The organism is Anaerotruncus sp. (assembly GCF_057433415.1).
In genome coordinates this window covers 19,256-36,681 of sequence record NZ_DBMDHH010000030.1, presented here as the reverse complement: position 1 = coordinate 36,681, position 17,426 = coordinate 19,256, and the positions used below count along the sequence as shown (strand labels likewise).

Below are 17,426 nucleotides of genomic sequence, written 5' to 3'. Positions count from 1 at the left end.
GCATGAGCTCGCGCACGTCCCGCAGGTCGCGCGCGGGCTCGATGGCCAGCGCCATCGCCTTCGCGTCCTCGCAGGAGCAGAGCTGCGCCAGCCGCGCGAGGATCTTATCCAGTTCAATTGCCTTACAGTATTTATCCATTGACTGATCCCTTCATTGTCCGGTAAAAATCGAGCGTGTCAAACCGCCGTTCCAGTTGTGTGACCGTATAACATTCGCAGACCTCCTCCAGCCGGGCGAGCGCCGGTCCGGGGAGGCTGAAGGAGAAGAGCTTCTCCGCCTCGGAATAGAGGATGTGGCGCATGGCGGCGAGCACCCCCCTGCCGAGCGGCAGGCGCACCTGGTCCGCCGGGAAGGAACGGACGCACTCCCCGCAGGCGAGCTGCGCCGACTGGGGCAGGAAGAACATCTCCTCCGCCTCATAGCAGCCGCAGCCCGCGCAGGCGACGAGGTTGGGCATGAAGCCCGCCATCGTGAGCAGCCGGAGCTCGTAGACCGGCTTTAGAAACCCGCAGGCGCGTTTGCCCGTGTCGAGCAGGTAGAGGGTGTTGAGCAGCAGGCGCAGATAGCCGTCCGCGTTCTCCTCACGGGGGGCGGCCTGCGCGGTCAGCTCGCAGAAGTAGGAGGCGAGGGAGAGCTTTTCCACGTCGCCGCGCACGCCCATGAAGACGGTGTCGAGATCGGCCTTGTCGACGCTGTACCGCTCCCGGTTGGAGAACAGCACAAAGCACGAGTAGCTGAGCAGCTCGGCGGGAACGCGCAGCGTCCCGCGTGGCTTCTTAGCTCCCCGTGCGTATGCGGATATGATGCCGCGTTCCCTCGTCAGGAGGGTGAGCACGCAGTCAAACTCGTCAATCGCGCGCTCCCGCAGCACGATCCCGTCGGTCGTGATATGCACCGGTATCTCCCGTCACAGCGGCGCCCAAAGCAGTCCCGGTTGCGGACTGCTGCCGGACGTCTACATATTTGAGGTAGTCCTCAATCTTTCCCGAATGTAAAAACGCGTCATAGGCCGACATCTCGCCCGGATTCATCAGCACCGCCCCCATCTTTTCCTGATGGTACTATTTTTTCCGGCGGCGGCACCCTTATCAGAGGGAAAGTCTATCACATTTTCCAGTAATTTAGACTTGACAGCCAAAAACGCGTTTTATCAGAAAAAGCATAGCATACATCCCCCGCCCCGTCAAGCCGGGACGGGGAAGGAAAGGGGCGCATCCGGAGGGATGCGCCCCTTAGGGTGCTTATTCCTGTTCGCGCCGCTTATAGAGCCAGACGCCGGTGGTGATGCCGCCCACGGCCACCGCCGCGATGAGCGCCGCCAGCGCGATCGTCACGCCGCTCAGGCGCCTGTGCGCCGCCGCGGGCGCGGATGCCTGCGCGGGCGCCGCTTCGGCCGGCACCGCCGGCTCGACCGCCTTCTCGGCGGGCTCCAGCGAGATCCTGTCCGGGGTCTCCGGCACCGCGGGAAGCTCCGCCGTGAGGGTGACCGTCGGCACGGTGACGCCCGGCAGATAGTAGCCGCCGCCCGTCACCGGGTTGCTGCCCGGCTTGGCCTCGGGGATTTCCAACACGGTCGCGTCGTAATCCGCAAAGAGGTCGAACAGGTCGTCAAAGGTATAGTAGACCTTGTTGTCGGGGATCGAAGGCATGTTCTTGCCGTAGATCGCCAGTTCCCTGCCCTTGTAGCTGATGACAAGGGTCACGTCGCGGCCTTCGAGCGCGCGCAGCACGCTGCCGGGCACGTTGAGCGCCTTGGAGGCGTTCGCTTTGATGACGTCGCCGCCGTCCGCGCGCTCGATCGATTTCTGGACCTTCGCCCAGAAGTCGTAGTTATCGAGCGAGGCGCTCCCGCCGCCGGAACCGCCGCCCGAGGAAGAATGTCCGGAGGAGGGCTTGCTGTTGGTGAAGGTCACGACAAACGGGCTGAAATGGGTGACCGTCACGTCGACATACTGGTTGCCCGCTTTGTCCTTCTGAATCTCCAGGTAGAAGGTTTCGCTGCCGCCGGAGTATTCATGGACGACCTTCGCATACTTATCCGTAACGCTCTTCGGGATGGGGAGCTTGAAGGTGACCGGCTGTCCGCTCAGCGAATCGATGGTTCCCTTCTCATCCGTGCCCTCGATAAACCAGACGGGCTGCACCTCGAACTTGATCTCGGTGACCACCGCGGTCGTGGTTCCGTCGTCGTTGGTGACCTCCTGCACGGCGATATCGTGGATCTCCGTCTCGAGGGAAACATGGATTTCGGTGGTATTATTGGCAAGCGCCGCCTCGGTCGCCTCCGCGGGCAGGTTCCCCTTCACCGCTTCGGCCAGGTTCTTCGGCGGTTCGGTTGCCGCCGGGTTGCTGTCGGCGGCCAGTTCGCCCTTCGCCTCGTTAAACGCCTGCTTTTCAGCATCCGTCGCGTCCGCCGGGACGGTCGCCTTCACCTCCGGAGCGCTCGCCGCAGGAGCCACTGTGAAGGCGATGTCGTAGCTCATCCGCAGCGCGTCCACCTGTTTTTTCAGGTCGGGATTCTTCGCAAGATAGGCCGCCAGCTTGCCGGCATCGAGCTTATCCAGCATGGCGCTGGCCTTGCCAATTGCCGTCTTGAAATCATCCTTTTTGTTTTGGTCTGCCAAAATCTTGTTGATTTCACTCTCGGTGACAGTGGCCAAAGTCGTGGTGGAGTCGTCACCCAGCGCCGCTTTCAGGGCGGCGTTGCCGGCTTTGATCGCCTCATCCACAGCCTTGGCGATCCCGTCGTCAGTGATGGAGACGATATAGCGGCCGTTTTCCGCTACACAGGAGTAGCCTTCCGCGACATATTGTGCATCGAGCACCCTGTCATAACTTCCGCCGACGGCAGAAATTTTGCCGGCGGGATAGCTTGCATGGTTTCCAATGCTTCCATTAAAAGTGCCGCCTTTGATCTGGATGGTTCCCTTTTCATAGTCGGGATGCGTCGGGTACCCGTCCCCGTCCGCTTCGACAGCGTTGACGATCGCCGCCTTCTCGCCGCCGTTAAAGGTTCCCCCTTTAATGGTGAGATCGTTCCAGTTCAGCACGACGCCGCCTTCCGTGTTTCCCGCGGTAAAGGTTCCGCCCTCAACCGTCATGACGCCGTAGTCATCGTTCTTGAGCACGTACAGGCCGCCCGACGCAAAGGTCACCGAGAAGGAACCGCTCTTGACCGTCATGACGGAGTTGCTTTTGCCCGAGTTCTGTGTCGGGCTCTGCCAGCCGTTGGAAATGAGGCTGGAATAGCAGCCGTTGGAACGAACCTGCGCGCCGTCAATGATCATTGTGCCGTGATTCAGGATGTAATAGTAGGAGTTGCCGCCGGATTCCGTGGCGCTCGAACCCGCCTCTTTACTCCTGTCCACCTGGACATTCCCCACCGTCATGGTGGCGCCCGCGTCGTTAAACAGCGGCGTTCTCTGGTGGGTCAGGTTGTCGATCTTGCCTCCGCCGGTAACCGTCAGGTTCCCCTTATTGATGATCGTATGGTTGCTCACATTGGTAAGCGTTTTTCCGCCGAGGTCGAGCGTCAGCGTCTTTCCGGCGGGGATGACGACATCCTCGGCTGTGTCCCCCAGAAGCGTGATTGTGTCGCCGCTTACGGCGTCAGTGATCGCCGCGGCAAGGCTCGCGTATTCCGAAGTCCCGATCTTCGCGACAGCAACGCCGGGCGTCAGCGCCCAAGCGCCATTCTCCGAGGTCGTCTTCATCCAACCGGTCAGTCCGGAGAGCTTATCCACTCCGCCGGCTGCCGCCGATGGGCGTTCGGAGTAGATCAGCTTATTCTGGAAGTTGTTTCCACTTCCGATCGTTATAACGGACGGCACTTTATATGCGGCCCCATCCGCATACATGATCCCGATGCTGGCCCAGCCTTCCTCGCAGGTCGTAGTGTTGGAAATGGTCAGGCCAGTGGTGCTCGCCACGGCGATGGCGCACTTGCCCGCCTTCGTAACCGTGAGTCCGTCTACCGAAATGTTGGCCGTGCCGTGCAGGTTGAGCGCGTGTCCGCCGCTCGAGATCGTGACGTTTTTGACCGCTCCGCCCTGCAACTGCGTAAGCGTCTTTCCATCCCCGATGGCCGTAAATTTGAGTGCGCTCACACCTGCGCCCGCCGAAGACTGAATCGTCAGGTCCTCAACGGTGACGTTGTCGGCCTGTACCAACAGCCCGGCCTGTCCGCTGACCGAATAAGCCGTCGTGTCGATGGTCGTCTTTCCCTGCGCAGCGCCCTTGAGGACGACGTTCGCACGCGTGATGCGCAGCTGCTCGTTGGCGGTCGGGGAGAAGGTCCCTGCTGCAAACTGGAGAGTGACCGGATCGCTGCCCGCTGTTTCGTTCAGAGCCGTGACGGCCTCCTCAAGGCTAGAGTACGTAGTGTCTCCGATCCGCGCAACTTCGGGAGCACGAGTCAGGGTAAACACCGTTCCCGCCGCGATAGAACCCGAAAAATCCGTGTATTGGCTTGTCTCAATGGCATCCTTACGATACTTCACATCTTCCTTGAGCGTCAGCGTCCGCGCCTCCGCGTCAAAGTGGAAGTAATAATTTACACTGTACGACATTTTTACCGTACGTTCCAAGATCGTCCCGTCGCTGCCGAATTCAATCGGTTCCACCGTGACCTTGTTGATCACCGGGCCGCCCTGCGAATTGACTTCCCCGGACAGCGTCGCGCGAACTCCATCCTCGCCCTCTTCGACCACGAGCTCGAGCTGTTCATTACCGGCATTAGCCGTATAAGTCCCGATAACGCTCTTTACGTCAAATGTATCCGCAGTGATACCGCCGGAAACGTTCGGATGGGATTTGTAAAACACGCTGTGGGCCTGCACCTTCTGACCATCGACCGTCTGTTCCGCAAAATGGACGTCGAAATGGAAGTAATCGTAGTCCCCGTATTCGCCTTTGACGTATTCCACCGGGATTTTGACCGTATTGCCAGGGGCGATTCCATTGATTTCATAGGTAAACCCATTGGGTTCCCATCCGATATCGACTTTCCCAATGTCGTGGTTGTAGATATCCGCCTGCTTTTTTACAACTTTTACGTACAGGTATTCATTGTCGCCCAGCAGGTCATTCGGGAAATCAAACGTCCTGCTGTTGGTGATGGGATGACTCGCGGAAGGTTCTGTCTTGGTCTCTATCGGGTTCGCGCTATCCAGACCCTCTTCCGTGGCCGCCATATAGATATCGACCGCATCGCAACTGCCGTCGCCCAAGGCGGGGTCCAATTCAAGCGTGTTCGCCTGCCCGAGCATGGCGATAAAACCGGCAAAGTCAGCCAGTTTTCCGGTCAGTTCCTCCGGGATCTCCGCTTTTTCCTCGTCGGTCAGCGCGTTGTACGCCTCCTGCGCGGCGGCGTAATTCTCCTTCGCTTCCTCCAGGTACGCCGAATACGCCTCATTATAGGCGTCGTTGTATCCCTCGTCGTCCTCGGGAAGATCGACCGCTGGCTCATAGTTGGCGACTGTGCCGGCGTCCGGGAGCGCCTCGATCATGTCGATGACCGCCTGGACCGCCTCTGAGGGCTTCTCCTCGGGCTCCGTGTAGAGCGGGCAGCCCTCCTTATGTACCTCGCCCTCGGCGGCGCCGCAGGTGCATTCCTCGGAGCTTATGTCCTCGGAGCTTGCATCCTTGGAGCTCGAATCCTCGGAGCTTGCGTCCTTGAAACTTGCGTCCTCGGAGCTCGAACCCTCGGAGCTTACGTCCTCGGAACTCGGGCCCTTGGAGCCTTCATCCTCTGAGCTCGCGCCTGTGGAGCTCTCGTCCACGGACGGCTCTTCTTCCGTCTTCACAGGACTGATCGTATCGGATACATCCGATACGCCGTCACCGGTGACGGGCTGGTCGTCGTTCGCAAGGCTGACAACGCCGCTCATCGTGAGGATGAGCATGGCCGCAAGCAACATCGTCAGCAAGCGAATCCAGTTCTTTTTCATGATATGCCCTCCTAGAAAAATATCTTTGTCCGAATCGGATCTGTCCGGAATTTCTTTGGGCCGCGGCCGGGGGAGACGGTGTGACCGTTTTTTTCTCCCAATAAAAGAATACGACCGCCTCGACGGCAGTCGTACAGAAAGCCCCCCTAGGGAGGCTGTGCGGCAACCGGCTGTCATACCCTACGGTTTAGACCCATGGCTTTGCGTCACTATCTTTCAATAGTTTTGCCAAATATTCATTTTTTGTTACCCATACTATAACATATAGTATGACCTTTGTACAGTTATTTTTTTGAAATTTGGTGGAAATACTTGCAAATTGCCTCCTTTTTTGTGGTTTAAAACATAAAAAACCGGCTTTCCGCGCGCATACGCGGAAAGCCGGACGGATGGATCGCCTCTCAGCGCGGAAAACCGGCCGAGGCGAGCTCCTGCCCAATGTTGAGGATGTGGTCGCCGATCCGCTCGAAATCGGTCAGCATCTCGGAATAGAGGATGCACGCCTCGTCCGAGCAGACTCCCTCGTGCATCCGCCGAATCTGGTTCTGCCGGAACGCGAGGGTCATGTCGTCCATCTTCTGCTCAAAGGCGGAAATTTCGGACAGGCGTTCGACGGAAACGCCGTCCAGCTCTCGAAGCAGGCCGATGGCTCGCAGGCTCACCTCTCTCATCTGTGCGATCTCGCCCCGCGCCTGCTCGGAAAAGGAAATCCGCTTTTCCTCCAGCAGCTTCGTGTACTCGCAGATGTTGACGGCGTGGTCGCCGATCCGCTCGAGGTTGCCGCTGATCTTGAAAAAGGCGCTGATCGTCATCGAGTCCCGCTCGTTTGCCTCGTAAACGATGATGCGCGAGATGTACTTTGATATTTCCTTATTGAGGTAGTCGATGTATTCCTCGGTGCGTTCGACCTCCGCCAACCGGCGGGAATCGCCGTCCAGCACGGCGAGGAAGCTCTGCTCCACGTTGCCGCGGGCCATGTCGGCCATCCGTCCGAGCTCCCGCCAGACGCCGTTGATCGCAATGGCGGAGTTGCCCATCTGGTATTCCGGCGACGCCTCCACCGGCTTGATGTAGAGCAGCTTTTGCAGCGCGGCGTCCTCCGAGACGTGCTCGGGCAGGATGCGCACCGCGAGCTTCGCGAGCCAGGTGCCCAGCGGGAGCAGGAGCAGGGTGGTCGCAACGTTGAAGAGGGTGTGCATGTTGGCGATCTGGGCCGCCGGGCTGCCGGGGGTCAGCGCCTCGATAAACTGCGTGAGCGGGAACGTCATGCAGACCACGGTGAAGATGCTCGTCCCGATCAGGTTGAAGAGCAGGTGGATGACGGTGGCGCGCTTCGCGTTGCGCCCGGTGCCGATCGAGGCCAGCACCGCGGTGATGCAGGTGCCGATGTTCTGGCCGAAGAGGACGTAAACCGCGCTCGGCAGGCCGATGAGCCCGCTGTCCGCCAGCGCCTGGAGGATCCCCACCGACGCTGAGGAGGATTGGATGACGGCGGTGAAAAGCGCCCCGGCCAGGATCCCCAGCAGCGGGTTGCCAAAGCGGGTCATGAGGCTGACGAACGCCTCCGAATCCCGCAGCGGCATCATGGAGGAGCTCATCATCTCCATCCCGATGAAGAGGATGCCCAGCCCCGCGACGATCTGCCCGTAGTGGTGAAAGACCGCCCGCTTCATGAACACGACCAGCGTCACGCCGCAGAAGGCGAAGAGCGGGGCCAGCGCGCCCACATCGAGCGCGATGAGCTGGCCGGTGATGGTGGTGCCGACGTTCGCCCCCATGATGATCCACACGGCCTGCCGCAGGGTCATCATGCCCGAATTGACAAAGCCCACGACCATGACGGTGGTCGCGGAGGAGGACTGGATCACCGCCGTGATGCCCGCGCCGACCGCGACCCCCAGCAGGCGGTTGCTCGTCAACCGCTCCAAAATCCGCTTCATGCGGTTGCCCGCCGCCGCCTCGAGCCCCGAGCTCATCATCTGCATCCCGTATAAAAACAGCGCCAGGCCTCCCAGAAGCCCCAGGATATCCGCCACCTTCACGCGCGGCACGCTCCTTCTCTCTTTACTTCCTTCCCGAATCCGCCGGCAGGGCGGGGATGAAACATTCCAAAGGCATGGCGCGCGTCCGGCGCCGGACGCGGGTCATGCCTCTTTAGTCCCGGTATCCGGGCGGATGCTCCGGACGGCGCAGCCGCTTCCATGCGGAACGTCCCCCCCTTTTCACCGCGATTCGCAACCCATTATAAAAGATCGCGCCGGGGAGCACAAGGGTTCCGCCGCAAATTTTACGCAGATTTTACACGGCGGCGAAAGAGGCCCCGCGGGGACGGTTGTCCGTCCCCGCGGGGCCTCCTGTTCGTTTTTCAAACCGACGCGCGGCTCAGTTGTAGCCGAGCGACCGGATGACGTTCTCCCGGTTGCGCCAGTCCTCGCGCACCTTGACCCAGCATTTGAGGTTGACCCGGCAGCCGAGGAACCGTTCGATGTCCTGCCGCGCCTGGGTGGCGATCCGCTTGAGCATCTCGCCGCCCTTGCCGATGATCATCCCCTTGTGGCTCTCCCGCTCGCAGTAGATCTGCGCCTCGATGTCGACGAGGTCCTGCCCCTCCCGCTCCTTCATCGATTCCACCGACACGGCGGTGCCGTGCGGGATCTCGTCGCGCAGGTTGCGCAGGAGCTTTTCCCGCACGATCTCGGCCACGATCACCCGTTCGGGCTGGTCGGTCAGCGTGTCCGCGTCGAAGAAGAAGGGGGAGGGCGCGGCGAACGCCTCGAGCTCCCCGAGCACCGCGTCCACCCCGTCGCGGGTGAGCGCGGAGATCGGCACGACGGCGGAAAACTCGTACTCCTTTGTAAAGGCGAGGATGCGGGGCATCAGCTTCTCCTTGTTGGCGAGGGTGTCGATCTTGTTGACGACGAGGACCGCGGGAATCCGCTGCGCCCGGAAGGAGGCGATGAGGTCTCGCTCGGCGGGGGCGATCTCCCCCTGCGGCTCGACGACGAGCAGGGCGACGTCCACGTCCGCGACGCTGTCGCTGACCTGCTTCACCATGTATTCCGACAGCCGCGTGCGGGGCTTGTGGAGCCCCGGCGTGTCAATGAAGACAAACTGGGTCTCCCCCCTCGTCAGCACGCCGGTGATGCGGGTGCGGGTGGTCTGGGGCTTGTCCGAGACGATCGCCACCTTCTCCCCGATCAGGGCGTTGAGCAGGCTCGATTTTCCCACGTTGGGGCGTCCGACGATGGCGACGAACGCCGATTTGGTGCTGTATTCCGGTTCGGTCAAAATGCTTCTCCTCCCCGCCCCTGTGGGGCGCGTCCAGTTTTTCCGCCCTTTACGGCGCGGCGCAAAAATGCGCCGGCGGTCTACGCCGGCGTCTGTTTCTCCCCGCCGAACCCGAACACAAACCAGGCCGCGAGGGCAAGATAGATCACGAGCAGCACCTTCGGCTGCCAGTGCGCGAGCAGCGCGCGCCAGAGCGCGAGCAGCCCCTCCGGGCGCCAGAGCACGGCGAACCCGACCCCGACGCTCGCGAGCGCCATGACGAGCACCGCGCCGGCCGAAACGTCCTTGGCGAGCTTCGCGAGCGGATGCCTGCCGGGGCTGGCGAGGTCGACGGCCGCCTCGACGGCGGTGTTGAGCATCTCGGCGGCGAGCACGCCGCCGGCCGCGAGGGACAGCAGCCCGAAGCCCGCGGCCTCCACGCGCAGCGCCCCGGCCAGCCAGAACACGAAGAGCGCGGCGGCCAGGTGGATGCGGAAGTTGCGCTCGTGCAAAACGCAGTGGCGCACGCCGCAGCCCGCCCAGCGAAAGCTGCGGGCGAGGGCGGCGAGCTTAGATTTCATCTTCGGTCAGCACATAGCTGCCGTCCCGCTGCAATCCGAGGCTCGAGAGCACGCTCTCCTCCTTCTCGCGCATCCGCACCATCTCGAGCCCGCCCGACTCGTGGTCGTAGCCGAGCAGGTGGAGCATCGAATGCACGGTCAGAAAGCCGATCTCCCGCTGGAGGGAGTGGCCGTAGATACGGGCCTGTTCGACGGCCTTTTCGATCGAGATGACGATATCGCCGAGCTGGAGCGCGCCCGTCTCGAGGTTGCGGTCGTAGACGCCGTCCTGCCCGAGCGGGAAGGAGAGCACGTCGGTGGCCGTGTCCTTTTGGCGGAACTCGTTGTTAAGCTGGCGGATCTGTTCGTTATTCACGAAGCTGACGCTGACCTCCGCGCTGTCGCCGAACTGCTCGGCGGCCAGCACCGCGTGGCAGCAGCGGCGGATGAGCAGCCGGATGCCGCTGGGGATCTTCACGTCCTTCTGGCGGTTGGTGATGAGCACCTTGATACTTTCGGTCATCTGTTGCGTTTACCCTCCTCGTAATACCGCTCGTACGCCTTGATGATCGCCTGTACCAGGCGGTGGCGCACGACGTCTTTCTCGGTGAAATGAAGGATGGCGATGTCATCCACGTTCTTCAGCACCTTGACCGCTTCCAGAAGGCCCGAACGCCTGGCGTCCGGCAGGTCGATCTGGGTCACGTCCCCGGTGATGATGGCTTTGGAATTGAACCCCAGCCGGGTGAGGAACATCTTCATCTGCTCGGGCGTGGTGTTCTGGGCCTCGTCGAGGATGATGAAGCTGTCGTCGAGGGTGCGCCCGCGCATGTAGGCGAGCGGGGCGACCTCGATGTTCTGGCGCTCGACATATTTCTGGTAGTTCTCGGCGCCGAGCATATCAAAAAGCGCGTCGTAAAGCGGACGCAGGTAGGGGTCGACCTTGTTCTGGAGGTCGCCCGGCAGAAAGCCGAGCTTCTCCCCCGCCTCGACGGCGGGGCGCGTCAGGATGATGCGGTTGATCTCGTGCGCGCGGAAGGCGCGCACCGCCATGGCCACGGCGAGGTAGGTCTTGCCGGTGCCGGCGGGGCCGACGCCGATGGTGATCGTGTTGTCGCGGATCGCCTCGACGTACCGCTTCTGCCCGAGGGTCTTGGCCTTGATCGGCTTGCCCGTCGTGGTGATGCACACCACGTCGTCCGCGAGCGCCGCGACCTTGTCCTCGCGCCCCTCGCTGACCATCGCCATGACATAGCGGATGTTCTGTTCGGTGAGCGACTCCCCCTTGTTGATGAGGGAGAGCAGCCCGGTGATGGCGCGTACCGCCAGGGAGACGCCCTCCTCGTCGCCGAACACCTTGATTTCGGTGCCGCGGCAGGTCACCGTGACGCTGTATTCCTGCTCGATGAGCCTGACGTTCTCATCGAAGCTCCCGAACAGCGCCAGCGCGTGCTCCATCCGGTCGATATTCACCAGTTGTTCGATCATTCGTTTTTTTCCATCCTTTTTCTATTGGAAATCCCCAAAATCATCCACGATTTAGTATAGCAAATCTTCACGCAAATAACAAGCAGTTTCCACAGTTCTTTATGAATATTTTGTGAAACTTTCCCAGTTTCTTTGGAAACGCGCCAAAATCCCTAGTAGCCTCCCTCGCGCAGAGCCTTTTCCCCCTGTCCTGTGCGGTCGAACACCGGGATTTCCACCTGCCGGGCGATGTCCATCTCCACGAGGTATTCCCCCGTCAGCACGACCCTGCCGCCCTCCGTTTTGGCCGAGACCTCCCGCTTGACCACCGTGCCGGACGCCCACGCGCCCCGCTCCTTCGCGGCGAGCTGCCGCTCGGCGATGCGCAGCGCCGTTTCGGCGCTGATCCGCTCCTCCTCCGTCTCGTAGAAGATGTAGGTTTCGCGCGTCACCGGGAAGGGCATCTCCACGCCGAACAGGACGGGCGGCCGGGTCACCTTCTCCACCTTGTACTCCCCGTCCAGCCCCGAATAGAGGAAGAGGGGCAGGCGCACCCCCGGCAGCTCGAGGTAGCGGCGCTTGACCACCCGCCCGGACGGCACCGCGCGCGACTGGGTGAGCGGCACCTCGACGGCGAGGCTCTCGGGGACGCGCGCGATGACCTTGGCGTTGGCACGCAGCAGGTGGTTGAGCCCCCAGCGGTCCTCAAAGACGCCGCTCACGAGGATCTCCCCCTCCCGGACGGCGTCCCCCTTCTGTACGGCCGCCCGGCCGTCCGTGACCGCCATGCTGACGATCTGGCCGTCCCGCGCCGCCACGACGTTGGCGGGCACTTTGGTGTCGATCTTCTGGGGCGGCACGGTGCGTTCCCGCACGAGCAGCGTCGCGGTGGTGCCGCGGATGTTGAGCGCCGCCCATGAGAGATCGTCCACCTTGAGCTGGACCTCGAGCTGGATCTCCCGCGCGTCGAGCCCGCTTTTGAGGACGCCCCGCCTGACTCCGAGCTCCTCGAGCGCCTGGAGCAGCACCTGGCTGTCCACCCGCTCGTTCCCCTGTACCTCGACCACCCACACGAACTGCTGGGTGACGGCGAAGAAGGCGATGAAGAGCGCCGCGCCGGCGGCCACGCCGATCCTGCGGCGGTAGCGGCGCAGCAGGAAGGGCAGCCCGTGACGCTCCTTCACGCGGGTGACCGCCCCCGCCTTGCGGGCGAGCGGGCGCATCCGCCGGTAGCCGTCCACGGTGGTGCGGCCCGAATATCCCGCCTCCTCCCGCCGGCAGTCCCACAGGGGGACCCGGTGGTGGGCGCAGAGGTTGATGAGGCGCTCGAAGGAACCCGACCGCGCAAAAAATTTGACATGCCCGCGCAGGTAGCGCAGGAACCGGATAAACAGCAAAAAACCACCCCTCAGCTTGTCGAAAATCATTTCGGCAAGCTGAGGGGCCGCTGCGGCGGGTTCTCCGCCCGCCGCGCCTCTCCAACATGCCGTATGCGAAATGGCGGGGTCCGGTATGAAGCGCCGGCTTCCCGGCTCCGCCTGTCAAACGATTCAGACCGTGGAGAACTCCAGCGCGGTAAAATATCCCTGCACCGTCATGCTGTCTCCGCTGAGGCATTTTAGGGTCAGGCGGCGGCCGGTGAACTTGAGGATCATCCTCCCGGTGTTGAGCCGGACGATCTGGTCGTTGTATTCGAGCACCCCCTGGCAGTGCTCGATATAGGCTTCGCGGTTGCCGAGCAGCTCCAGCTGCGGCAGCCCTTCGAGCACGTCGACCGGCAGCTCGAGGGTGCGGGACACCGCGTCCGCGATCGAATAGCGTTCCTTTTTCCCTTTCTTCCTTCCGAACATCGATTTTCCCCCATCTCCCCGCGGCAAATTTGGGTGCATCCGCCGGGGGACCAGTACATAGATATTATAAAAAGCGGTTTTTTATGTAATCGGGGGTGTGGGCGCGTGAAATGCGCAAAATACCTGTTGGCGGCGTCCGCGGCGGCGTCCGCCGTCGGGCTTTTATGGAAGACCAAGGAGGTGTCGGAGGGGGTACGCGCGGGGCTCGGGAGCTGCGCGGCGGTCATCATCCCCTCCCTTTTCCCGTTTATGATCCTCGCGGGGCTGATCGCCGCAACGCAGGCGGGGGCGGTGCTCTCCCGCGCGGTGAGCGGCTTTACCCGCCGGGTGATCGGCATGCCGGAAAACCTCGGCGCGGTGCTGCTCATGAGCTTCGTGGGCGGCTTCCCGGTCGGCGCGCGGATGCTCTCCGACATGCTCGCGCGCCGGGAGATCGACCGGGAAACCGCCGAGCGCGCCCTCTGCTGCTGCGTGAACGCCGGGCCCTCCTTTCTCATCTCCGCCGTCGGCGCGGGGATGCTCGGCAGCCGCGCGGCCGGACTCGCGCTGCTCGGCGCGCAGGTGCTCTCCTCCCTCGCCGTCGGCGCGCTCGCCTTCCGGGGCGCGCGGGCCGGCGGACTGCCGGCCCGCGCGCCCGAACGCTCCCGCGACGCCTTCGTGAACGCCGTGCGCTCCGCCGCCTCGGGCATCCTCTCGATCTGCGCCTTCGTCGTCGCCTTCTCCGCCGTCACCGCGCTGCTGCGCGCCGTCGGGCTCACCGGGGCGCTGGCGGGCGCGCTCGGGAAGCTCTTCCCCGCGCTGGGGGAGCCCTTCTTCACCGCCGCGCTCGCCGGACTGCTGGAAGTCACCGGCGGCTGCATCGCGGCCGCGTCGCTGGGCGGGCGCGCGGGCTTTTTGCTCTGCGCCTTTCTCGTCTCCTTTTCCTCCCTCAGCATCATCTTCCAGGTGCGCTCCTGCTTTTTTGACGGCTGCGGCGTGCGGTTCGGGCGGTTTTACCGCTCCCGGCTGCTTCACGGCGGGCTCACCACCCTCTTCGCCGCCCTCTTCGCCCGGTGGCTGCCCCCTGCCGTCCTCGCGGCGTCCGCCTCCCTCTCCTCCCCCGTCCCGCGCGCCGATCCCCACGCCGTCCTGCCCGCCCTCTGCCTGCTCTGCATGTGCTCGATCCTCGCCTTTCCCGAATGGCGTCGAAATGTTCATTTTTACAAGTAGAAATTTCCCCTCCGTTCCTGTATAATGATAGGGTTATATCGGACTTTCGGAGGTGCGCCATGAGCAAGCTGAGACTGTTTTCCAACGAGATCCCGCCCGCCTGCCAGTACTGCAAATACGGGTTCATCACCCGCGACGGGCGTTCGGTGCTGTGTGAAAAAAAGGGTGTGACCTCTCCGTTCACCTCCTGCCGGCGCTACCGCTACGCGCCGCTCAAGCGGGTCCCCAAGCGCCCGCGCGCGCTGCCCGCTTTCGACAAATCGGACTTCGAGCTGTGACGCCCCACTACGGTATAGAAGGAATGTTGCCCATATGAAACCGAAACGGACGCATGTGATCGCGCGCACCCTGCTCCTGTCGCTGGCGATCGTCGCCGCGACCTTCACGGTGCTGCTGGCGAGCGACCTGCTCACCGGCGAGATCATCCCCAAGAGCTATCCCGGGGGGATCGTGCCCACCGCCCCCGAGCTGCGCGCGATGACGGTGCGCACCCGCGGCAACGCGGATTTCCCCTCCGCGCCCAACCTTTCGGCCAAGGCGCTGCGCGGCCAGCTCGACGCGATCGCGGACTTCGCCGCCGAATACGGCTACAACGCCGTCTTCTTTGAAGCGGCTCCCGAGTGTGACGCGCTCTACCGCTCGTCGGTGCTGCCGTCGAGCGCCTATCTCACCGGCGAACAGGGCTCCTTCGCCTTTTTTGACCCGCTCGGCTACCTCGTCGACGAATGCAAGGAGCGGGGCATCCAGGTCTACGCGGTCGTCAACCCCTACGCGGTCGCTTCCGGCGGCCTGGCCGCCTCCTCCCCCGCGGCAAAAAATCCCGGCTGGGTGAAAAACGGCGTCCTCGACCCGTCCGAGCCGGGCGTGCAGAAGCTGGCGGGCAAGGTCGTCTCGGAACTCACCGCCAACTACGACATCGCGGGCGTCGTCCTCTCGGGCGTCGACTCGGGCGTCTTCGACGACGTGGAGGACTACGCCTCCTGCGTCGCCAAAACCGCCGGGCACGCGCACGACAGCCTCAAGCATAAGGATTCCCAGCGGCTCGGCCTCGTCGTCTCGGGCGGCGCGGTGGGCGGCGAAGCCGCCCGCGACCTCTTCTCCGCGCCGCTTGGGAGCGGCGACCTCGATTTCGTCGTGCCGACCTTCGACGGCGTCTCCCTCGACGAGCTGCCCGCCCTCCTTTCGGGCTGGCAGGCCCTCTGCGAAGCCAAAGGCGCCGCCTACTACCCGCTGCACGGCGCGGACGACGCGTCCGCCTTTTCCCACGGGATCGACAACAGCCTCTGGCTGGAACGGCAGTCGGGCGCGGGCGGCATCGTGATCAGCAACTACAGCGCGCTTGACACCGAGTCGCGCACCGCGGCCTATACGCTCTTTGCCGCCTTCAGCCAGAAGGAGCCCGCAGGCATGCCCGACCTCAGCTACCAGAAGACCCTGACGATCGGGCGGCCGGCCGAGCCGGTGACCGCCGACCCCTCCTGGGGGACCTACTACATCATGGGCACCTCCGACCCCTCCCAGCCCCTCCTCTTTGAGGGACGCGAGCTGGAACGCTCGTCCGAAGGACTGTGGGGCGTGCTTGTCGACGTGGCCTACGGCTCCAACACCTACACCTTCACGCAGGGCGGGATCAGCAGGACGGCCGCGATCACCCGCAGTTACCCGTCCGAGACGACCACAATCTCCACCATCGTCAAATCGAGCGCCTATCCCGCCAGCTCGGAGGCGGTGCTCGCAGGGCAGCTCCTGAAGCTCTCCTGCACCGCGCCGGGCGGCGGCACGGTGACCGCCGCGGTGGGCGGGCTCACCGCCACCCTCCAGCCGGTCGCGGCGGTGCAAAACGGCGTCGCCGTCACCTATCAGGCGACCCTCGACGTCTCCTCCCTCGCCCTGTCCGGGCAGGTCAAGAACATCGGCCCCGTCACCTACCGCCTCAACTACGCGGGCCTCAATTCGAGCCAGCAGACCGCCGGGGAGGTCTATGTTGCGGGCGAGGGGGCGGCCCCCGTCGCGCGGATGAAGACCTTTATCGTCCCCGTCAACAAAAACGCGGCGGACGACGGGCAGTACCTCACCATCCTCAAGAAGGACTGCGTCGACTACATCACCGAAAACGCGGGCGGCGGCTACTACCGCCTCTCCTCGGGCGGCTATGTGCTCAAATCCGCCGTCGACGTCGACGAGGGCGCGGCCACCGCGCAGAGCGCCGTCGCCTCGATCGCGATGGCCAAGGCCCCCAAGGGGGAAAAGCTGACGATCGGCGGCACCGCGCGCCCCGCCTTCACCGGGAGCATGGACGAGGATTCGGTGACCGTCACCTTCCACCACCTCGAGGGCTTTGAAAAGATGAACGCCTCGATGCTCGAGAGCACCCTCTGCTCGTCGGTCGAATCGTCGATCAGCGACGACGGCGCCGTGACCCTCACCTTCCATCTGAACGAAGGGGTGCGCCTGAGCGGCTGGGACGTCCAGTTCGACGGGAACGACACGGTCGTCTACCTGCGCGAGCGGCCCGCGTTCGACCGCCTGAGCGCCACCCCCCTCTCGGACGTGACCGTCGTGCTCGACCCGGGCCACGGCGGCACCGACCCGGGCGCCTCGGGCGTGGCGGGCGACGGCGGCCCGTGGGAGAAGACCCTCAACCTCGCCAACGCCTACGCGGCCCAGAGCCGCCTGGAAGCGCTCGGCGCGACGGTCCACGTGCTGCACAGCGACGAGACGATGACCCTCAATGAGCGCATGGAGCTCTCCCAGCAGTTCGACGCGGACCTCTTCATCTCCTGCCACCACAATTCCCTCGGCGTGACCGCCGATTCGGTCGGCGTCTCCGGCATCGAGGTCTACTACTGGAACGACCAGTCGCAGCGCCTTGCCGAGCTCGCGGGCCAGAGCCTCGCGGAGGACAGCGGGCGCAGGCTGCGTTCGGTCGAACGCTCCTACTACCGCGTCACGATGATGACCGCCTGCCCCTCCATCCTGCTGGAATCCGGCTTCATCACCAATCCCGCCGAGTACCAGCAGATCTGCGACGCGTTCGCGATGTACCGGTACGGCAGCGCGGTCGCGGACGCGGTCGTCCAGTACTTCGCCTCCTGAACGTATCAAAAAGCGCCCGGCCTCAACG

General features: G+C 63.4%; 12 protein-coding genes and 1 riboswitch. Of the genes, 3 read left to right on the top strand and 9 right to left on the bottom strand.

The genetic code is table 11. The features are described from left to right. Nucleotides 1-131: 131 nt before the first annotated feature. The 9 genes from recO to ACZO3G_RS09440 all read right to left on the bottom strand — a co-directional run bounded on the left by recO (nt 132) and on the right by ACZO3G_RS09440 (nt 13,093). On the bottom strand, nt 132-896 hold the full coding sequence (gene recO, locus ACZO3G_RS09480) for a DNA repair protein RecO (protein ID WP_276874497.1): 765 nt from the start codon (nt 894-896) through the stop codon (nt 132-134). A gap of 346 nt (nt 897-1,242) precedes the next feature. Further along, nucleotides 1,243-5,949 (bottom strand): hypothetical protein, encoded by a 4,707-nt coding sequence (locus ACZO3G_RS09475; protein WP_277138529.1) that lies wholly within the window; start codon nt 5,947-5,949, stop codon nt 1,243-1,245. A gap of 158 nt (nt 5,950-6,107) precedes the next feature. After that, a riboswitch (cyclic di-GMP riboswitch) is annotated at nt 6,108-6,189 on the bottom strand. Between the two features lie 161 nt (nt 6,190-6,350). Continuing rightward, nucleotides 6,351-7,991: a Na/Pi cotransporter family protein gene (locus tag ACZO3G_RS09470; protein ID WP_276873180.1), complete on the bottom strand. Its 1,641-nt coding sequence runs from the start codon at nt 7,989-7,991 to the stop codon at nt 6,351-6,353. Between the two features lie 340 nt (nt 7,992-8,331). After that, the gene (gene era / locus ACZO3G_RS09465) at nt 8,332-9,237 is read right to left on the bottom strand and encodes a GTPase Era (protein ID WP_172439235.1); all 906 of its coding nucleotides are present in this window, start codon (nt 9,235-9,237) and stop codon (nt 8,332-8,334) included. Between the two features lie 80 nt (nt 9,238-9,317). Further along, complete coding sequence (locus tag ACZO3G_RS09460) at nt 9,318-9,797, bottom strand: diacylglycerol kinase family protein (protein WP_101551368.1); 480 nt, start codon at nt 9,795-9,797, stop codon at nt 9,318-9,320. After that, on the bottom strand, nt 9,787-10,299 hold the full coding sequence (gene ybeY, locus ACZO3G_RS09455) for an rRNA maturation RNase YbeY (RefSeq protein ID WP_101551370.1): 513 nt from the start codon (nt 10,297-10,299) through the stop codon (nt 9,787-9,789). The genes ACZO3G_RS09460 and ybeY overlap by 11 nt, the downstream gene beginning before the upstream one ends. Continuing rightward, complete coding sequence (locus ACZO3G_RS09450) at nt 10,296-11,264, bottom strand: PhoH family protein (protein WP_101551372.1); 969 nt, start codon at nt 11,262-11,264, stop codon at nt 10,296-10,298. Before ACZO3G_RS09450 ends, ybeY begins: the two co-directional genes overlap by 4 nt. Nucleotides 11,265-11,416: 152 nt before the next feature. Then, a complete protein-coding gene (locus tag ACZO3G_RS09445; protein ID WP_172439236.1) occupies nt 11,417-12,640 on the bottom strand; it encodes a sporulation protein YqfD in 1,224 nt (407 codons plus the stop codon). A 153-nt stretch (nt 12,641-12,793) separates the two neighbouring features. Further along, the gene (locus ACZO3G_RS09440) at nt 12,794-13,093 is read right to left on the bottom strand and encodes a YabP/YqfC family sporulation protein (RefSeq protein ID WP_101551376.1); all 300 of its coding nucleotides are present in this window, start codon (nt 13,091-13,093) and stop codon (nt 12,794-12,796) included. A gap of 105 nt (nt 13,094-13,198) precedes the next feature. Between ACZO3G_RS09440 and ACZO3G_RS09435 the strand changes: the two genes are divergently transcribed. The 3 genes from ACZO3G_RS09435 to ACZO3G_RS09425 are packed head-to-tail and all read left to right on the top strand — an operon-like array spanning nt 13,199 to nt 17,398. Further along, nucleotides 13,199-14,302: a hypothetical protein gene (locus ACZO3G_RS09435; RefSeq protein ID WP_277138530.1), complete on the top strand. Its 1,104-nt coding sequence runs from the start codon at nt 13,199-13,201 to the stop codon at nt 14,300-14,302. Nucleotides 14,303-14,361: 59 nt separating this feature from the next. Continuing rightward, on the top strand, nt 14,362-14,580 hold the full coding sequence (locus tag ACZO3G_RS09430) for a hypothetical protein (protein WP_242970846.1): 219 nt from the start codon (nt 14,362-14,364) through the stop codon (nt 14,578-14,580). A 34-nt stretch (nt 14,581-14,614) separates the two neighbouring features. Then, nucleotides 14,615-17,398 carry an N-acetylmuramoyl-L-alanine amidase gene (locus tag ACZO3G_RS09425; RefSeq protein ID WP_276871197.1) on the top strand — a complete coding sequence of 928 codons (2,784 nt, stop codon included), beginning with the start codon at nt 14,615-14,617 and terminating at the stop codon, nt 17,396-17,398. The last annotated feature ends 28 nt before the right edge of the window (nt 17,399-17,426 follow it).

Excerpts from the sequence above, each read along its gene's own strand:
- ACZO3G_RS09475 (WP_277138529.1), bottom strand. The coding sequence starts at position 5,949 with ATGAAAAAGAACTGGATTCGCTTGCTGACGATGTTGCTTGCGGCCATG.
- ACZO3G_RS09460 (WP_101551368.1), bottom strand. The coding sequence starts at position 9,797 with ATGAAATCTAAGCTCGCCGCCCTCGCCCGCAGCTTTCGCTGGGCGGGC.
- ybeY (WP_101551370.1), bottom strand. The coding sequence starts at position 10,299 with ATGACCGAAAGTATCAAGGTGCTCATCACCAACCGCCAGAAGGACGTG.
- ACZO3G_RS09450 (WP_101551372.1), bottom strand. The coding sequence starts at position 11,264 with ATGATCGAACAACTGGTGAATATCGACCGGATGGAGCACGCGCTGGCG.
- ACZO3G_RS09440 (WP_101551376.1), bottom strand. The coding sequence starts at position 13,093 with ATGTTCGGAAGGAAGAAAGGGAAAAAGGAACGCTATTCGATCGCGGAC.
- ACZO3G_RS09430 (WP_242970846.1), top strand. The coding sequence starts at position 14,362 with ATGAGCAAGCTGAGACTGTTTTCCAACGAGATCCCGCCCGCCTGCCAG.
- ACZO3G_RS09425 (WP_276871197.1), top strand. The coding sequence starts at position 14,615 with ATGAAACCGAAACGGACGCATGTGATCGCGCGCACCCTGCTCCTGTCG.